The following is a 17772-nucleotide window of genomic DNA, read 5'->3' as shown; positions in this document are numbered from 1 at the left end:
ACACAGATTTAGCCCCCCGAAAAGGGCTGAAGTGAACAAAAATAACGTAAGAAAATGAGAGAAAAAATAGACCTTTTCTTGCCTTGCGAATACATCGATGATGCGCAGAATGCCTTGTCGGTGCTTCATGAGTACAAGACAGTACAGCATATCCACTTCCTGGTGAGTGCTGATTTTGCCGCTCATCATCAGGTGCCCGAAGGATGTACGTTTGTCATCACCGACCGCCTGGAAAGCAGTAACACCATTGTCAGCATCGCTGAAAATACAGATGCCGACTACGTGATGATCTGTACCCGCCACACCACCATAGGATGGGGAAACAACACGCTGGAGCGATTCCTCAGAGTGGCAGATGATACGGATGCCGTCATGGTTTACGCCGACCACTACAAGATGGTGGAAGGCAAAATGGAGAAACATCCGGTAATTGACTACCAGTCAGGTTCTTTGCGAGATGACTTCGACTTTGGAAGCCTCTGGTGCATCAAGGCACAGGCGCTGGCCGACTACATCGCCCAACCCGACCGCGAAGAGTATCAGTTTGCCGCCCTCTACGACCTCCGTCTCTATCTGAGCCGCGTGGGCGAAATCTTCCATCTCAACGAATTCCTCTATTCAGAAGCCGAACTCGACACCCGTAAGAGCGGCGAGAAGCAGTTTGACTATGTAAACCCGCGCAACCGCGAGGTGCAGATAGAGATGGAAAAGGCATGCACCCAGCATCTGGGCAAGGTGGGCGCCCTGATAGACACCACCTTCTACCGCCAGCCCGACTTCGGTGAGCAGGATTTTGAATACGAGGCATCTGTCATCATCCCCGTCTTCAACCGCGAAAAGACGGTGGCTGATGCCGTGAAGAGTGCGCTGGGACAGAAGGCCAACTTCAAGTTTAACGTCATCGTGGTAAACAACCATTCTACCGACCGCACCGGCGAAATACTGGATGAACTTAAAGCCGACAACCTGATACAGATTGTGCCGGAGAGAACCGACCTGGGAATAGGCGGATGCTGGAACGAAGCCATCAACAGCAGTTTCTGTGGAAAGTTTGCCGTACAGCTTGACAGCGATGACCTCTATTCTTCACCAAAGACACTCCAGAAGATAGTAGATGCCTTCTACAAGCAGAAGGCTGCCATGATTATAGGCTCGTACCGCATGTGCGACTTCGACCTCAACACCCTGCCACCGGGACTGATAGACCACAAGGAGTGGACCGATGAAAACGGATGCAACAATGCGCTGCGTATCAACGGATTGGGTGCTCCGCGCGCCTTCTTCACTCCGCTGGTCAGACAGATCCAGTTTCCTAACACCTCGTATGGTGAGGATTATGCGCTCGGCTTGGCATTTTCGCGCCGTTACCGCATCGGCAGAATCTACGACGAACTCTACCTCTGCCGCCGCTGGGGAGGTAACAGCGATGCTGCCCTCAGCGTAGAGAAGGTGAACGCCAACAACCTGTATAAGGACCGCCTGCGCACCATGGAACTGAAGGCACGCCAGCACCTGCTGCAGGGCAAGGCCGACATTATGGAAGACAGCAGCATCTCGCGTTTCTTCAACCGTCAGCTGGAGGTTTGGACCGATGCGCGCCACCGCTTCCGCGACCTCAAGCATGTAGAAACCCGCCAGTTCTCCGACCTGCTGAAACTGCAGTGGAACCCAGCCCGCATCGTAAGTACGGGCGCCAAGATAGATAAGAAAACCCTGGGCGAGCGCCCTTGTTTCCTTTGCGACAAGAACCGTCCTAAGGAACAGATGTCGAAGCAGATAGACGAGAAATTCCATCTTTTGGTGAATCCGTTCCCGATTCTGCCAGTCCACTTCACCATTCCGGCACGCAAGCATCAGCCTCAGCTCATCTACAAGAACTACGGCGAGATGCACCGCTTCATCAGTCTGCACAGCGACCTGATGGTGTTCTACAATGGTCCGAAGTGTGGTGCATCGGCTCCAGACCATCTTCATTTCCAGGCAGGAACCAACGGCATCCTTCCTCTTCAGACCAACTGGCAGCGTCTCTCCCGCAACCTGACCGATATCATCTCTCTCAATGATGAGGAGAAAATCTCAGTGGTTCGCGACTTCATCGTTCCCGCCTTCGTCATCATCTCGAAGAGTGCTGAGAGCGATGAGGCCCTCTTCCGCCGTCTCTACAAGGCAATGCCTCAGCGTGGCGACGAAACCGAACCGATGATGAACATCATCTCCTGGCGCAAGGGCGAGGAATTCATCAGCGTGGTCATTCCGAGAGAAAAGCACCGTCCGGAAGCCTATTTTGCCGAAGGTGATGCCCAGTTTGTGGTTTCGCCGGGAGCACTGGATATGAGCGGACTCATCATCACCCCTCGTGAGGAAGATTTCCGAAAGTTGACAGAGGAGAAAGCCCTCTCGCTGCTGCAGGAATGTGGCGTTTCGGAAGAAAAGATGAACGCCATCATCGCCAAACTGAAGGCATCTAAGGATGCCGAGGATGCAGCCGAAGCCTCTTCCACCTTATATAATAAAGGTAAGCAGCCCGACGTAACGGTGGGCATCGTGAGTGCGCAGAAGATTCATTTCTCGCTCAACAAACCTTATCTTGCCAAGGGCGAAAAGGTGCTGGGCGAACAGGTGGTAGAATTCTCTGAGGGCGGTGTGCTCTGGAACGGCAACCAGTACAGCCAGCTTACCTTTCATCCGCAGAGTGCCGACGCCTCGTTTTCGCTGAGCGACGTAACCATCGGTGTCAACTTCCACTGGGAGCGCAAGGAAACCCAAACCTTCCTGGGCACGCTCCGCTTTGTGGTAGAATCGGATAAGATTGTGGCAATCAATGAGTTGCCTGTAGAAAAGTATCTGGAGAGCGTCATCAGCAGTGAGATGAGTGCCACTTCGAGTCTCGAACTCCTGAAGGCGCATGCCGTCATCTCCCGTTCATGGCTCCTGGCACAGATGAAGAAGCGCCGAGAGGTGGCTGAGAGCGGCAACAACTTCTTCTCCTTCACCAAGAAGGAAGATACGCTCATCCGCTGGTACGACCGCGAAGACCACACCCTCTTTGATGTATGTGCCGACGACCACTGCCAGCGCTACCAGGGTATCACCAAGGAAACATCGCCCCATGTAGCTGAAGCCATCCGCCAGACCAAGGGACAGATTCTGATGGACGGCGACGAAATCTGCGATGCAAGATTCTCGAAATGCTGCGGCGGAATAACCGAGGAATTCCAGTATTGCTGGGAGGACACGCCGAAGACTTATCTCACGGCGGTTCGCGACATTGCCCTGGGCGTGGAACATACACTGCCTAATCTGACCAATGAGGAAGAGGCCGAGAAATGGATCCGCTTTAATCCGCCAGCTTTCTGCAACACGCAGGACAAGAAAATCCTGTCAGAAGTGCTCAACGACTATGATCAGGAAACCGTCAATTTCTACCGCTGGAAGGAAACGCTCAGTCAGGAGAAGTTGCAGCAGCTCATCGCCGACAAACTGAAGATGGACCTGGGTGCCATCCTAGACATGAAGGCCGTGGAGCGCGGAAAGAGTGGAAGAATCAGCAAGCTCCAGATCATCGGAACAGAGAAGATCTTTACCATCGGTAAGGAACTCGAAATCCGCCGTACGTTGAGCGACAGTCATCTGCTGAGTTCAGCCTTCGTGGTGGATAAATATGATAAGGATGAACAGGGAGTGCCTCAGCGTTTCGAACTCATCGGAGCCGGTTGGGGGCATGGAGTAGGTCTCTGCCAGATTGGTGCTGCCGTGATGGGCGAGCAGGGTTATCATTATGATGCCATCCTGCTGCACTACTATCAGGGTGCTGAAATCAAGAAACTTTATAAATAGTGATGTAAAATGGTAACAAAGAAAAACAGTCGGAGTCCATGGGCATGGATTCCGACCCTCTATTTTGCCGAAGGACTCCCCAACGTCATCGTAACCGCCCTCTCTGTGGTGATGTACATGCAGTTGGGGCTGACTGATGCTGAGGTGGGTCTCTATACCGGATGGCTCGCCCTTCCCTGGGTCATCAAGCCCTTGTGGAGTCCGTTTATAGATTTGCTGAAGACTAAGCGCTGGTGGGTGCTCACCATGCAGGCTCTCATCGGAGCTGCCCTTGCCGGCATCGCCTTCTCGCTGCCTACCGCCTTCTGGTTCCAGGCAACGATGTGCTTCTTCTTCCTCATCGCTTTCTGTAGTGCCACCCACGACATTTCGGCAGATGGTTTCTACATGATTGAGCTGGATGAACATACGCAGACTAAGTTTGTAGGCTTGCGAAATACCTTCTACCGCCTCGCCATCATCTTTGTGAATGGTTTTCTGGTGATGCTGGCAGGTGTGCTTCAGGTTCTCTTCCGCAACCAGATTCGCTTCTCATGGGCGCTTATCTTTTACGGACTGGCAGGTATCTTCATCGGTTTGTGGCTCTATCACAGCCGCTTCATGCCTCGCCCGAAGGATGATGTGCAGACCGACAGGACGGTTGGTGAAGTGGCTCATGAACTGAAGAACATGTTCCGCACCTTCTTCGTGAAGTTCGGATTGGGTGAAACCGTCTGTGTGATGCTCTTTCTCTTGTTCTACCGATTCCCTGAAGCGCTTCTGAACACCATGACCAAGACCTTCATCCTCCGTCCTAATTCGCAGGGTGGACTGGGACTGTCACCTCAGGAATATGGCTTTGCCAATGGTACTGTGGGATTGATAGGTTTGCTGCTGGGTGGAATTCTTGGTGGTATTCTGGTGAGCAGGGATGGAATGAAGAAATGGCTCTGGCCTCTGGTTTGCGCCATCACCTTGCCTGATGTGGTTTACATCTATCTGAGTTACTCACTCAACAGCAACCTCATCGTGGTTTCCAGCTGTCTTTTTGTCGAGCAGTTGGGTTATGGTCTGGGCTTCACGGTTCTTACCCTCTACATGCTGTTCTACAGTCAGGGAAAGTTCAAGACCTCCCATTATTCCATCTGTACGGGCATCTCCTATCTCGGATTGATGCTGCCGGGCATGGTTTCTGGATATCTGAAGGATATGGTAGGTTACCGCATGTTCTTCATCATCGTGATGGCATGTTGCGCCATCACCTTCCTGGTTACTGCTTTCCTGAAGATTGATCCTAATTTCGGAAAGAAAGAGGAGAAGGAAGAGGATGAAACGGAATTGGACGCGATAGAATAAATGATTATGTTAACGTAAAAACGAGGATGTGCGAACATCCTCGTTTTTATCTTTAGTATGCTCGGCATGAGTTTATTCTAATGGGTGCAAGTCCCTAACAAGCCCTAATAGCGGGAATTGTATAGCCAATAGCAAAGGTGTCCACTGCGAGGTGGAATCTGAAAGAAGCTGGCGGCAAACATCTGACCTAACGTACAGAAACTTCATATAAGGCATTTGACCATGGATGAGATTGCTAAACAAATCAAAGTCCTATAGCTATTCGGAATGGTTGGTGTAAATGAAGTGGGTATAAGATGGAAAGAATAAGCCCTTATCCGAGGAGGTCTCACGGACATGACGATTAGTTGCCTTTACGAAAGTCATGGAGTAAAGCTTGCTGTGAGAAGTCAGCAGATGCCATAGTAGTGCAATAGTCGATAACGTTGCACGAAGGGCAGAACCTAACAATTAAACGATAGTAATTGAAACATACCTTATGAAGGAAAGAATGCAGAAAACATTATCCCAAGTTAATGGCTGCCCCCAAAGAGATAGGTCGGAAACCGAATGGTATGGGGGAGTGCAGACCTTCATGTGGATGTGTGAAGACAACATCGTGGAAGTACCATTCGACAAGGAACACCTTTTCGAGCAAATCCTTAGTCCTGCAAATCTCAACCGAGCCTACAAGGCTGTTGTGAGAAACAAAGGCTGTGGTGGTATCGACAAGATGTCGTGCGAGCAACTGCTCCCATGGCTCTTGACCAACAAGGATGAACTCATCCGTTCCTTGATGGACGGTTCTTACCGTCCGAACCCAGTGAAAAGGGTAGAAATACCCAAGGACAATGGCAAGATGCGCCTGTTGGGAATACCTACAGTAGTAGACCGTCTGGTGCAACAAGCCATCAACCAAGTACTGACTCCCATCTATGAGAACCAATTCTCCAAGACGAGCTACGGCTTCCGTCCGAGAAGAGGATGCCATGACGCACTACGAGGAGCGCAAAGGATAATCAACGAAGGCTACATATATGTAGTAGACCTTGACCTTGAACGCTTCTTCGATACCGTGAGCCATAGCAAACTCATAGAAATTCTCAGCCGTACGATAAAAGACGGCAGAGTGGTCAGCCTTATACACAAATATCTCCGAAGTGGTGTAATGAACAAAGGCTTGTTTGAAGCGAGCGAGGAAGGAACTCCCCAAGGAGGACCGCTAAGTCCGTTGTTGAGTAACATCATGCTCAACGAATTGGATAAAGAACTTGAACGCAGAGGGCTTCCCTTTGTGCGCTATGCAGATGACTCGATGATATTCTGTAAGTCCAAGAGGGCTGCAATGCGAGTGAAGGAGTCTATAACCCGATTTATAGAGAATACTCTATATCTCAAAGTCAACAAGGAAAAGACCGTAGTGTCGTATGTGCGCGGAGTGAAATATCTCGGCTACTCCTTTTATGTGATGAAAGGCAAATGCCAACTCACGGTGCATCCAAAGTCCAAAGCCAAGATGAAGTCAAGGTTGAAAGAACTGACAAGTCGCAGCAACGGATGGGGATATGCCAAGAGAAAGCAAAAGCTGAAAGAATACATAAGAGGTTGGGTCGGCTATTATCATCTTGCCAATATGAAGCGTCTTTTACTTGAAACAGACGAATGGCTAAGGCGTAGAATCCGCATGTGTATATGGAAAGCTTGGAAGAAACCCAAGACAAAAGTGGCAAACCTCATTAAATGTGGTATCAATAAATACCAAGCATACGAATGGGGTAATACTCGCAAGGGCTATTGGCGTATAGCAGACAGCCACATACTGCATAAAGCTATAACAAATGAGCATCTATGTAGGGCAGGGTATGCTGCTTTAATGGATGCGTATCTCGAATGGTATCCAAAATAGGAACCGCCGTATGCGGAACCGCACGTACGGTGGTGTGAGAGGTCGGAAAACGAAAGTAGGAAGAAAACTGCTTCGTTTTCCTCCTACTCGATTTCCCCGATAATCGTTGCGATGAGGTGTCGGCTTCCGCCTCCCTCTCTGAATTCGCAGAGGTAAATTCCCTGCCATGTACCAAGGTTCAGTCTGCCATTGGTAATAGGAATGGTGAGCGATACACCCACCATGCTCGATTTGGCATGGGCCGACATATCCGTAGGTCCTTCATCCTGGTGCAGGTATCTTGGGTCGCCATCCGGAACCAGTCTTTCGAAGATCCCCTTCAAGTCATGTCTCACATCTGGGTCGAAGTTCTCGTTCAGCGACAATCCGCAACTGGTATGTCTTACGAAGAGATTCAGAATCCCTGTCTTAGGCAGCGCTGGCAAGTTCCTCATCACCTCATTGGTTACGAGGTGAAAGCCGCGAGGAAGCGGACGCAATGAAAATTCTACTTGCTGTATCATATCATTCTTTGTTTTTATATTCTTATACTTCTATCTTTATACTTTATAATTCCTTCTTCAGCCATTCACCGAAGAACTTATCGTATAGTTCGTAAGTTCCATCCGTCTCCGTAACAAAATCTTTCTCCAATAATCCCTTGATACCACCTTGTACAAAACTGGCGGAAGGAAGATTGTGCTTCTTGATGAATGCCGATGACATGATGTTTTGAGCCTTGCCAGCGTTGCAGATGGCTAAGAGAAGTTCCTTTTGCTTGGCTGGCAACTGGAAAAGGAGGGCTTCATAGGCAAAAGCACTTTCGTCTATAATCGAGTTGAGCGCCAGTTCCATCATCTTATCATCAGCCAGTTCCCTCGTCTTGTCATCAGCCTTTCCCGTGAGCGAGAAAATCTTATTGAGCATCCTTTGCAGATACCAGGTGATGCCGTCAAAACGGTCGTATATTCGATAAATGGTTTCTCGTTTGATATGCTTCTGTCTTTCCTCGAAAAGACGAGTAGCAAAGTCGGCATACACATCTCTATCAATAGCTTTCAGTGTTTTTATGGAGGTGCTCTGGTAGAAAGGACGGGCATGGCTCAAGAACATTTCCGACATCATATTGCGCTGAGATCCGGCAAAGATGAAACTGGCATTATGGCAGTGCTGGATGTAGGTGCGCAGTATGGCTTCCACATTAGCTTCTCTATAGCTGCTGATGGTTTGGAATTCATCAATGGCCACGATGCAAGGCTTATCTGCGCTCTCTAGATAAAGGAAAATTTCATCGAGCGTTGTGGTTGGACTGGTGATTTCTCCCAAATCTACTCCCCACGAAGGTACGCCATTCATATCGAAGCTGATGGATGAACGGAGTGAGTGGAGGCAGTTAAGAAAATGTTCCACTACTTTGGTGCCTTTAGGTTTCAGACTTTGCAGAATACTTCTGCCTAGTTCCTGAATGAAGTCGGCTAGGGTTTTCGTGGCATAAATATCTACAAGAAATGTATAGTATTTTTCCTTGATTTCTTCCTGGGCATAGACGTGCTGCACCAACCCTGTCTTGCCGATTCTTCTAGGTGCAATCAGGGTGATATTATTGCCATTCTTGATTTCTCTTATCAAGTCGATGGTTTCCTTTTCTCTATCACAGAAGTAAGCGTCGGATATGTATCCTCGCAGAATAAACGGATTCTCTATCATTGTATATTATCTTCTTTATTGTCTTTGAATAGTCTTATATCTTTCTGATAATCATGGTGCAAAGATAATTATAATTTTATTATTATAATACTATTATAATGCAAATATAGGAAAGTTTAACCATTTAAGGGAATCTCCTTCAATCAAGTCGAGTATATCTCTTCTAATCAAGTCGGGTATTTTCTTGCTATTTGCTACCCCGAAAAATCTTCTTCTTTAGAAGAAGGAAAAAAACAAGAAAAATAATCCCGAAAAAATTTGGTGGTTTCAGAATAATGATGTACTTTTGTACCCGAAATCAAGCATTAAGAGTTGCCCAGTTGTGGCACACCAACCGAGTTTCGCATAGAGATAACCACGGTGGTAAAAGAATGTGTAAGTGTTTAACAACTTAAAATAATTATCTTTATGAATCCAAATTCAGATTTAAAGAACAATGAGAATGTAATGGCAGCTAATGCCGAGTCTTCAACAATTAAGGCAGTTAATGCCGAGTCATCAACTGTTGATGCAGGTTATGCCGAGTCAAGAATTTCAGAGTATGCTGCCCGCTTTGCTGCATACAGCGATGAGCGCTTGAAGCAGACCATAGATCACGAGCGCAAGGTTCGTGGTTGGGGCAGCGAGCGCAGCTACTTCCTCGCCGCCCTGCGAGGAGAGTGTGAGAAACGAGGCATTGATTACTGCTAATCAAGCCCCATCTGTGTGAATCTGTGAATTGAAAATCGGCGGCCGAAGGGAAAGCCAAATCTGTGGGAGTTTATGACTTGAATTCCTCGATGAAGGGTTGCAGGTTTCCACCTCTTGGCGAGTTATGGTCTTCAAGGATGGCGAAGGCGATGAGCTTGTACTTGTCCATGAACTCCTTCTCGTCGATGACTTCGTGAAACAGTCTTGCGATATGTTTCGGAGGATTGTGGAAGGCACCGCAACCGAATGCACCTAGCACGATGCTGTCGTGTCCGTTCAGCAAACCGATACGCAGCATCGTCCTCATTTTGTTCTTTGTCAATGCGGCATCTTCTTCACAGATGTTCCCATCTCTATCTAAATCAGGATGATTGATGGCGGCTACTGCTACGAACGACATATAGTAAGGAGTATCGAGCAAGGCAAAGTTATCCTTGGCTCCAGCCCTGAATACGGTAGCGTCTGGCACATAGATGCCTCCGAATCTCACAGGCATCGGATATTGGAACTTGCTTTTCTCCAGACCGTAATCCTCGGCATATTCCGCATAACGATACATTGAGAGAAAGAGGTTGGTGCTGCGGAAGAGGCTCTCCTCCTGAGCCCGGCTTCCGTTCTTCACTCCACCGCCCGGGTTGCGACGGCTTGCCAGGTTGAGAACCACGGGATTGTATCCTTCCTGTTGCAACAGATGACCGCAATGAATGCTGTCGTCATTCTTCACGATAATCTTGGTGGAACCATCTGCAAGGGTAGGTATGTTTGAAGCATCCAGCGGTTTGGTATAGAATCTGCTTCCCTTCAGCATCTTCGTGTTGTCGGGCAGTTTCACTTCCTCCCCATTCTCAGATGTGTAATGTCCCTTCAGTACAATATCTATAGTTTGCTGATACACGTCAGCCAGTTGCCTTCTGTCGTTTATCATGATTTCTTCTGTTTTAAGCTAAGTATCTTTAAATACTTCATTAATCTTCTGCCAATAAGTCACAATACATGAGTTTGGTTTTTCTTAATTATCTTAATCCTGATTTGCGTAACATTTCTCTCATTTTTATAATAAAGGGGTCTTTATTTCTATCCCTTTTCGATCTTGAAAGAAATGCTCTTTCGTTTGCTTCCATTTCCTCACGAAAGCGAATTGCATCTTCGCCATGTAAAGTAGGGATTGCTTTTATTGCTGTTGCCATATTTATGTCCTCCTATTAATTAATTTATTATATGTGCTGCAAAATTACAAGTTTTCTTTGTATTCTCCAAACTTTTATATAAAAAATGTGTATTTGTTCTATTAATAATACATATAGCAAGAGATTTGCTAAGAGTTGTTTATAGAACTTAACAAGATTCTATAAGGCTTTCCAAAACATTTTCCAATCACTGATTGGAAAAAATGAGCTTCAATTTGCATATCTGATGGTCGAGAAGTGATAGTACCGATATCTATGTTTCCCGATATTAAGAGTCTGAGTAAGAAGCAGAGATAGGATTATTTGATTATGGATGACCAGTATTTCTCCTTTGATGCTTCAAGTAAAATTTACTCGATAAAAGATATTTTGAAGTATTAAGTTGCATATTTCATTTATTTTTTGTAACTTTGCCCTCGAAAAGGGAAAGGTTGCCCCACAGGCGGCTGCTCCCTTGTAACATAAGTTGAACAATTAAAATAGAATAATAAGAAACAGAAAGAATAAACTTTAGATATATAACATATTAATATACAAAGCGTTTACGATATTCGGAATACTCTCGAAATTTGGCGATTTAAAGACGTATTTCCTACATAGAATAAGTGAATGCCTGCGCTATAGCGTGGGCTGAACTTATCTGTAGGAATGGGCCACGCCAAATGCCCGAGAGTTAGATAAGGGAAGCTCACGCTTCTTTTGTATCTATCTCTCGGGCATTGTGTGTTAGCCCATTCTCTGAATGAAGTTCAACGCTCATCTATAGCGGCAATTTTGATGTTACAGACGAATTGTCGAACATCTTATTTTCATTTTTTTTGGAATAGAAATAAATCAATTATCAGTTACTGGTGGTTATTGGTTTTATCTGTTCCAGGAGAAAATATTTGCTGCTTTTTATTGGTATTGCTAAAAGTGTATTTAAGTAAATAGGCTGCCCATCTTGTGTGTTTTTTATGCATGAGGTGGGGGCTTCTATTGCATATTTACGCTTTTGGTATGTTTCGTTGTGTTTACGAAAATGAGTAATGGCAAGTAAGTATAGATTTATTGATTTATTTTGTGGCATTGGTGGCTTCCGGTTGGCTTTGGAAAGATTGGGGGCAAAATGTGTTTTCTCTTCTGATATAGATGTGTTTGCTCAGCAAACATATTTTGATAATTTTGGTGAAAAACCATTTGGGGATATAACGCAAATAGAAGCGAAAGATATTCCTTCTTTTGATATTCTGACAGCTGGATTTCCATGTCAGCCTTTTAGTTATGCAGGTTTGTGTAAGGGTTTTGAAGATCAAACACGAGGTACGCTATTTTTTGATGTCTGTCGAATCTTGGCTTATCATAGACCTAAGATGTTTTTTTTAGAAAATGTAAAGGGACTTGTGTCGCACAATGGAGGTAATACTATCAGGGTAATATTGGATAATCTTAAGGAACTGGGATATGATATTCATTGGAAGGTTTTAAGTTCTTTGGATTTTGGTCTGCCTCAGAAAAGAGAGCGTTGGTATTGTGTTGGCTTTGATAAAAAAGTGATTTTTGAATTTCCTCAGCCTTTGGCTATAAGTCCTACATTGCGTGATATCGTAGATTTAAATGATGACAATCCTGCGTTAAAGTTGAGCAAGTTTGAACATGATAGAATACAATATCATTTTGCTCATTGTCATGAAGAAGAGAGGGTACAACATGATAACTCCAAGTATGCTCCTAATACTAAAAAAGGAAAATATGGAGTCTATTCTTTCCAAAAGCCTGATGGGTCTTTGAGATTTCATGTTGGTGATGCCGCTAAGACCCAAATTCAGGAAGCTTTCTATGCGTGTTTGGATACTTATGCGCCAACTATCATTGCAGGAAGAACTCCAAAACTTTGGGATATAGATCGGAAGCTATCTGTTTTGGAGGCTAAACGTTTGCAGGGCTTTCCTGACGATTTTAAGTTTACTGTGTCTGATAATCAGGCCTATAAACAACTTGGAAATTCTGTAAGTGTTCCTGTTATAGAAAAAATTGCACAAAATATGATAATGGCATATAATAATTAAAGCTTATGTATTACTTATCAAAAGAAACTGCTGTACAAGCGTTCAATTCCTTAATAGGAAAAGTTGAGAACAAGTTTTGGGGATTGCTTGGCATATTAAAAAACATAAAGTCTGATGCCATTCATTCCAATACGACTTATGGCATGCTAGATGGAAAATTAGCGTTTTGGCTTGACTCTCAATTTTATCTTTCTGATTATAATGGAAATTATGGCAGTTCTAATCTATACGTTAAATTTTCAGATAAATGGATAGAGTATGTCAACGAAAGGTTCTTTAAAGAAAGAATTAATGTTTATTCTTTAATTGCCTTTTTGTATAAATACGAGAGTTTTGAAGTAATACCTTCAAATGTTGATTTGCTATCTAGATTTAGTGATGATTATCATTTGGGTAGTGAAATTATAAATGAATGGTTTGATACAACACCGCTGCATCTAGATTTTGATGTAGAAGTGTTGAATCCTTCTGTGTATAAAGCTTTGCTTGGAATTTCTAATAATACCATCTCTTTTGACAAACCATATTCTGTAACAGCTCGTGCTGGTGAATTATCGCGAGCTCCTTTTTTACAGACTCTTTATGCAGGAATGGATAGCATCAAATGTTTATTGATTCTAAGAGAGAATATTGATGAATATTATTCTAGCACCAAACAATCAAAGGAATATGGTAAATTCTGTTCTGAAATTAGCCAGGCTTATCGCCCTTATATCACAGCTATCAAGTCGAAGCCTTTCCTTCTCTTGGCTGGTATCTCTGGTACGGGTAAGAGTAGAATCGTTCGTGAATTGGCTCGTGCTTGTTGGGATGTTGATTCTCCTGAATATAAGGAGCATAAGCCAAAGAACTTTGAAATGGTACAGGTGAAGCCTAATTGGCATGATTCATCTGAACTTATTGGGTATGTAAGCCGAATTAATGGCGAACGTTTTGTAGTCGGACCATTTCTCCGATTTATGGTTAAGGCTATCCATGACCCAAAGCATCCTTATTTCTTATGTCTGGATGAGATGAATCTTGCTCCTGTAGAACAATACTTTGCTGAGTTTTTGAGTGTGATAGAAAGCAGGCAAGTTGATGAAGATGGCGTTGTTGTAACGGATCCGATTGTTGATTATGAACAGACTGAAGCTTATAAAAATTTGATAGATCAACTCTTTGCAGATAATGACGAAGAAAGAAATCTATATTTGAAAGAAGAAGGTGGAAAGCGATTAACAATCCCCCAGAACCTCATTATCGTGGGAACCGTCAATATGGACGAAACAACCTTTTCCTTCTCCCGAAAAGTTCTCGACAGAGCCATGACCATCGAAATGAATGAGGTGGATTTATATGGTGGATTAACTTCCCGACACGAACAGATAGGAAAGCTCAACTTTGAAGACTTGGTAGGAGATATGGTGGAGGGTGTTGACGTGTATCAGGAAAACCTGGAGGTTTGCAACCAGGCGATACTGTACTTACAGGAAATCAATGCTGTATTGGAAGGTACACCTTTTAAGATAGCTTATCGAACCCGTAACGAGTTCTTGCTCTATGTGGTCAATAATTTGCCTTATCGTAAAAATAGTCAAGGTCAGGAAATGACGCAAAGTGAAGTCGTGGTCCGTGCTTTGGATGAGATTACTTCTATGAAAATCCTGTCAAGAATAGAAGGCGATGAGGAGAAGGTAAAGGCGGAGTTACTCGCTTCTTTGAAGGAAGTGGTTTCGAAGATGTTGCCGGAAAACATGAGAGATAGTTCTGTTTCTCTGGCTAAGTTGGATGAAATGGAAAAGAAGCTTAGTTCTGGTTACACTAGTTTTTGGAGTTAACGGTAATGGAACTTTTAAGAATCAGGCATCACGACTTTGTGATGACCATAGAATGCACCAAGTTTGATGCTATTTGGGATAAAGCGAAGAGGAATGTGGGGGAAGACAAACTTTCCTCCACATATTCCTGGTCGGATGGTGTTGAACTGGTGGAGCGGTATTTGAATGACCAATCCACTTCTAAGGTGATATTAAAAGATTCTTCTGCTCCTGCCATATTCTTTGATAATGCAGACTATCCGATATGGGTGGAGTTTGAGGAAAAGAATGATGCCAAGATTGTAGATGCACATTTTGGTTCCATCTTGCAGAATGATAACGACAGGTTCAGTTTCCGTCATGGTATGTTGGCTGGCTTTCTGAATTTCGGCAATGAGATAGGACGTTCTGAAATCTGTTTTGATTATATTGTTAAGAGAAAGAAATCAGATGGTGTATCTTCTGAGTTCATCAAAAGAAAGTTTTCATTCTCCTTTGAGGTGTTGAGTACCAAACTGGATTATCATTCTCATTGGAAGAAAATTGTAGAGGATATTGAGCAAGAGTATCGGATGCTCTCGCTTGATTTTCTAAAACGGACCTATCATAGCTTTGCTCCTGATAAACAGGGAGAAACACCAGAGATTATATGGTGGAGTATCTTTGCTGGTGAACAAAAGAAGTTCTTGGAGGCTTGTCGGCACATTATCGACCGACCACGTCATCGCTTGCATGGCAGGGAAACTTATCTGCGGGCAGATAAGGTGCGCCGAGTTCCTATGTCTCTTGAAAATGAAATAGCTGAGCATCGCAAAGAACCCGCTCATCTTTATCGTATCACCGAAAAAATAGAGTCGAATGATACCCAGGAAAATCGATTTCTGAAATTTGCTTTATCTCAGATTACTAGTAAGTATGAACTCTTAAAAACTCGTATAGAGCAGGTTAAGGAGGTTTCTGATGCTACTAAGCAAGAACTTCAGGCAACTTATGTTTCCCTGAATCGGTTAAGGAAAAATTCTTTCTTCCGAACCGTTGGGCGTTTCAAGGGGTTGAACCAGGAAAGTATGGTTCTTCAGAAAGCTACGGGATATAGTCAGGTTTATCGGACTTGGAATTTGCTCCGTAAGGCTTACTCTCTAAATGAAGGCATCTATCGGTTGCAATCCAAGGACATCGCAACGCTTTATGAAATATGGTGTTTCATAGAGGTGAGCCACATAGTAAAGAAGGAGTTGAATCTGGATACGGATGATGTGGAACATCGCAACCGAATGGAGTTGAATGGACTGTTTACCTGGGAGTTGGGCAAGGGAGAACATTCTCGTATTCTCTTTAAGAAAGATGGGGTAGAACTTGCCGAATTGGTATATAATCCGAAAAGTACGGAGCAGACCAATGATAGTATTGGAATGCAGAATCTGATAGTGCCAACGGTTCCTCAGAAACCGGATATTGTCTTGCAACTTACCAAGAATGATCTGCAGAAAGATATGAAGATGACTTATCTCTTCGATGCGAAATATCGGATAGCCAGCAAGAATGCGAGTGGAGTAGATGTGCCGCCGGATGATGCCATCAATCAGATGCATCGTTATCGTGATGCCATTTATTATCGTGATTATGTTGAGGCTCCATTAAAGAAGGAGGTGATAGGTGGATACATTCTTTTTCCTGGTGATGGTGAACCGGCGAAGGTGGAGGTTTCAAAGTTCTATCAGACTATCACGGAGGTGAACATAGGTGCTTTTCCGCTTCGTCCGAACGATAACGAAAACAGAAAGTTGCTTGAAGGTTTTATCCGGGAACTGATAGAAACGAAGGCGAAGGATACTGTGCAACATGTGATTCCGCAGAAGGGAACTGTAATGGAAGTGGATAATCGGGTGTTGGTTGGTGTGGTTCGTCCGAGTCATCGGCGTGGGTATGAAAAGAGTTTCTTGAATCAATCTGCCACCTTATATTATACGGGTGCCAAGTTCCCGTCAACCATAGCATTGCAGGATCTTCATTATTTCGTGCCGTATATCAAGGGGAAGGGGATTCGTGATGTGTATGAGATTGTAAGAATGAGAACCATTACGGGTAAAGAGGCAAAGCAGGATGAAGGGGCTGATGCAACAGATGATTTGCGTTTGGCCTTTGAACTTCGTTTTTCTCGCCAACTGTATAAGGAATATCGTAAGATTGATGTTTTGAAAATGACAGAACTCACGTTCTTGGATACGACATTTAGCGATATTGATGGCTATATTACATCGCGTATGTAGGAAAAAGTTTTTCTATTTTATTGTCACATCTGCCACGCAGATTGTAAGTAATTGATACACAGAAAGAAATGGGTGGCAATAAGACGTATTCTTATTGTCACCTATTGCCACCTAATGCCATGCCTTAGTAAACGGCTCCGCATTTATACCTTGCCCTTTATCGTAAAAGTTCTTACCTTTGCACCATAATTTTAAAAGCAACGAAATTATGAGAGCAACAGAACGTTATGAGAGGGCATGGAATGCCTTCCAGATTCATTTGAATCATAATCCAAAAGCCAGTTTGATTCCTTTTTTAAAGGAACGGCATGTAAGCCATCGCTCGATGCATAGATGGATGTCAGAAAAAGGTTATTCTGTTAGGTTAGCCAAACAGCAGATTCGTCTGCTTCAGGCCGAAGCCCGTAAGGAATGTTCCGAAGCAACAGCCAAGGACACTGGGATGATGTTCCTTCCCATGGAAATGCCATCCGATTCCGTCTGCCCGGAAAATTATCTTTTCGGCATAACCTTAACCTTTCCCAATGGAACGATAGTCACCATCAAGAAAGGTAGTGCCAAATCAGTCATGCATCTGATGAAACTTTACGAGAAGGAGGACTTGCTATGTTTGGATTAAACGAAAACACCCAGTATTACGTCTGCCAGCGATATGTCCGAATGAACATGGGCATAAATGGCCTGTACCAGATTGTGAGGACGGAGATGGAGCTGCCGCCACTCGGTGGTGCCGTCTTCATCTTCTTCTCCAAGAACCGCCAGCAGGTAAAAATGCTAAAATGGGATGGCGACGGTTTCTTGCTGTATCAGAAGCGACTGGAGCGAGGAACCTTTGAATTACCATTCTTTGATCCCCAAAGCAAACAATGCAAAATGCCGTACAAGACGCTATCTGCCATCATGAGCGGAATTTGCCTGAAAAGTATGAGATATAGGAAACGGCTTAATCTATAGGCGCATAAGATTATATTTAATGAACTGTGTATCAATAAGATAGAAAAATAAATATCTAAAAATCCTTGCATATCTCGATAT

The 17772-nt window shown here is 44.4% G+C and carries 13 protein-coding genes and 1 riboswitch; of the genes, 9 read left to right on the top strand and 4 right to left on the bottom strand.

The window, feature by feature from the left end; genetic code table 11:
* Positions 1–54 precede the first annotated feature (54 nt).
* The 3 genes from KUA48_RS14300 (at position 55) to ltrA (ending at position 7057) form a co-directional block, all read left to right on the top strand.
* A complete protein-coding gene (locus tag KUA48_RS14300; protein ID WP_218433411.1) occupies positions 55–3837 on the top strand; it encodes a DUF4922 domain-containing protein in 3783 nt (1260 codons plus the stop codon).
* Positions 3838–3846: 9 nt separating this feature from the next.
* Positions 3847–5172, top strand: a complete 1326-nt coding sequence (locus tag KUA48_RS14295; RefSeq protein ID WP_218433412.1) for an MFS transporter — start codon at positions 3847–3849, stop codon at positions 5170–5172.
* A 478-nt stretch (positions 5173–5650) separates the two neighbouring features.
* On the top strand, positions 5651–7057 hold the full coding sequence (ltrA, locus tag KUA48_RS14290) for a group II intron reverse transcriptase/maturase (RefSeq protein ID WP_218433413.1): 1407 nt from the start codon (positions 5651–5653) through the stop codon (positions 7055–7057).
* Positions 7058–7140: 83 nt separating this feature from the next.
* Here the strand turns inward: ltrA and KUA48_RS14285 are convergent, their stop codons facing one another.
* Both KUA48_RS14285 and KUA48_RS14280 read right to left on the bottom strand, forming a co-directional pair.
* Positions 7141–7560, bottom strand: a complete 420-nt coding sequence (locus tag KUA48_RS14285; RefSeq protein ID WP_218433414.1) for a secondary thiamine-phosphate synthase enzyme YjbQ — start codon at positions 7558–7560, stop codon at positions 7141–7143.
* Between the two features lie 43 nt (positions 7561–7603).
* Entirely contained in the window at positions 7604–8743 is a 1140-nt protein-coding gene (locus KUA48_RS14280) for an ATP-binding protein (protein WP_218433415.1), read from the bottom strand.
* A 297-nt stretch (positions 8744–9040) separates the two neighbouring features.
* Positions 9041–9152, top strand: a riboswitch (SAM-I-IV-variant riboswitch).
* Here KUA48_RS14280 and KUA48_RS14275 point away from each other — a divergent pair.
* Positions 9152–9433, top strand: coding sequence for a hypothetical protein (locus KUA48_RS14275; protein WP_006846349.1), 282 nt, complete (start codon positions 9152–9154; stop codon positions 9431–9433). (Overlaps the previous riboswitch by 1 nt.)
* Positions 9434–9503: 70 nt before the next feature.
* Here KUA48_RS14275 and KUA48_RS14270 read toward each other — a convergent pair whose 3' ends face one another.
* Positions 9504–10358, bottom strand: coding sequence for a TIGR02452 family protein (locus tag KUA48_RS14270; RefSeq protein ID WP_006846350.1), 855 nt, complete (start codon positions 10356–10358; stop codon positions 9504–9506).
* An 88-nt stretch (positions 10359–10446) separates the two neighbouring features.
* On the bottom strand, positions 10447–10620 hold the full coding sequence (locus tag KUA48_RS14265) for a hypothetical protein (protein ID WP_006846351.1): 174 nt from the start codon (positions 10618–10620) through the stop codon (positions 10447–10449).
* A 1028-nt stretch (positions 10621–11648) separates the two neighbouring features.
* Here KUA48_RS14265 and dcm point away from each other — a divergent pair.
* The 5 genes from dcm (at position 11649) to tnpB (ending at position 17691) form a co-directional block, all read left to right on the top strand.
* Positions 11649–12668, top strand: a complete 1020-nt coding sequence (gene dcm, locus KUA48_RS14260) for a DNA (cytosine-5-)-methyltransferase (protein ID WP_218433416.1) — start codon at positions 11649–11651, stop codon at positions 12666–12668.
* 5 nt (positions 12669–12673) lie between these two features.
* On the top strand, positions 12674–14488 hold the full coding sequence (locus KUA48_RS14255; RefSeq protein ID WP_218433417.1) for an McrB family protein: 1815 nt from the start codon (positions 12674–12676) through the stop codon (positions 14486–14488).
* Between the two features lie 5 nt (positions 14489–14493).
* Positions 14494–16737: a DUF2357 domain-containing protein gene (locus tag KUA48_RS14250; protein WP_218433419.1), complete on the top strand. Its 2244-nt coding sequence runs from the start codon at positions 14494–14496 to the stop codon at positions 16735–16737.
* A gap of 208 nt (positions 16738–16945) precedes the next feature.
* Entirely contained in the window at positions 16946–17356 is a 411-nt protein-coding gene (locus KUA48_RS14245) for a hypothetical protein (RefSeq protein ID WP_153087481.1), read from the top strand.
* The gene (gene tnpB / locus KUA48_RS14240; RefSeq protein ID WP_117588063.1) at positions 17344–17691 is read left to right on the top strand and encodes an IS66 family insertion sequence element accessory protein TnpB; all 348 of its coding nucleotides are present in this window, start codon (positions 17344–17346) and stop codon (positions 17689–17691) included. The genes KUA48_RS14245 and tnpB overlap by 13 nt, the downstream gene beginning before the upstream one ends.
* Positions 17692–17772 lie beyond the last annotated feature (81 nt).

Origin of the sequence: Segatella copri (assembly GCF_019249795.2) — a bacterium.
Lineage (GTDB): Bacteria > Bacteroidota > Bacteroidia > Bacteroidales > Bacteroidaceae > Prevotella > Prevotella copri_B.
The sequence above is the reverse complement of the archived record's forward strand: the minus strand, read 5'-3'. Positions and strand labels throughout refer to the sequence as shown.

Coding starts and splice junctions, on each gene's coding strand:
- dcm (WP_218433416.1), top strand. CDS start 11,649: ATGGCAAGTAAGTATAGATTTATTGATTTATTTTGTGGCATTGGTGGC.
- KUA48_RS14250 (WP_218433419.1), top strand. CDS start 14,494: ATGGAACTTTTAAGAATCAGGCATCACGACTTTGTGATGACCATAGAA.
- KUA48_RS14255 (WP_218433417.1), top strand. CDS start 12,674: ATGTATTACTTATCAAAAGAAACTGCTGTACAAGCGTTCAATTCCTTA.
- KUA48_RS14285 (WP_218433414.1), bottom strand. CDS start 7,560: ATGATACAGCAAGTAGAATTTTCATTGCGTCCGCTTCCTCGCGGCTTT.
- KUA48_RS14270 (WP_006846350.1), bottom strand. CDS start 10,358: ATGATAAACGACAGAAGGCAACTGGCTGACGTGTATCAGCAAACTATA.
- KUA48_RS14245 (WP_153087481.1), top strand. CDS start 16,946: ATGAGAGCAACAGAACGTTATGAGAGGGCATGGAATGCCTTCCAGATT.
- ltrA (WP_218433413.1), top strand. CDS start 5,651: ATGAAGGAAAGAATGCAGAAAACATTATCCCAAGTTAATGGCTGCCCC.
- KUA48_RS14280 (WP_218433415.1), bottom strand. CDS start 8,743: ATGATAGAGAATCCGTTTATTCTGCGAGGATACATATCCGACGCTTAC.
- KUA48_RS14300 (WP_218433411.1), top strand. CDS start 55: ATGAGAGAAAAAATAGACCTTTTCTTGCCTTGCGAATACATCGATGAT.
- KUA48_RS14265 (WP_006846351.1), bottom strand. CDS start 10,620: ATGGCAACAGCAATAAAAGCAATCCCTACTTTACATGGCGAAGATGCA.
- KUA48_RS14275 (WP_006846349.1), top strand. CDS start 9,152: ATGAATCCAAATTCAGATTTAAAGAACAATGAGAATGTAATGGCAGCT.
- tnpB (WP_117588063.1), top strand. CDS start 17,344: ATGTTTGGATTAAACGAAAACACCCAGTATTACGTCTGCCAGCGATAT.
- KUA48_RS14295 (WP_218433412.1), top strand. CDS start 3,847: ATGGTAACAAAGAAAAACAGTCGGAGTCCATGGGCATGGATTCCGACC.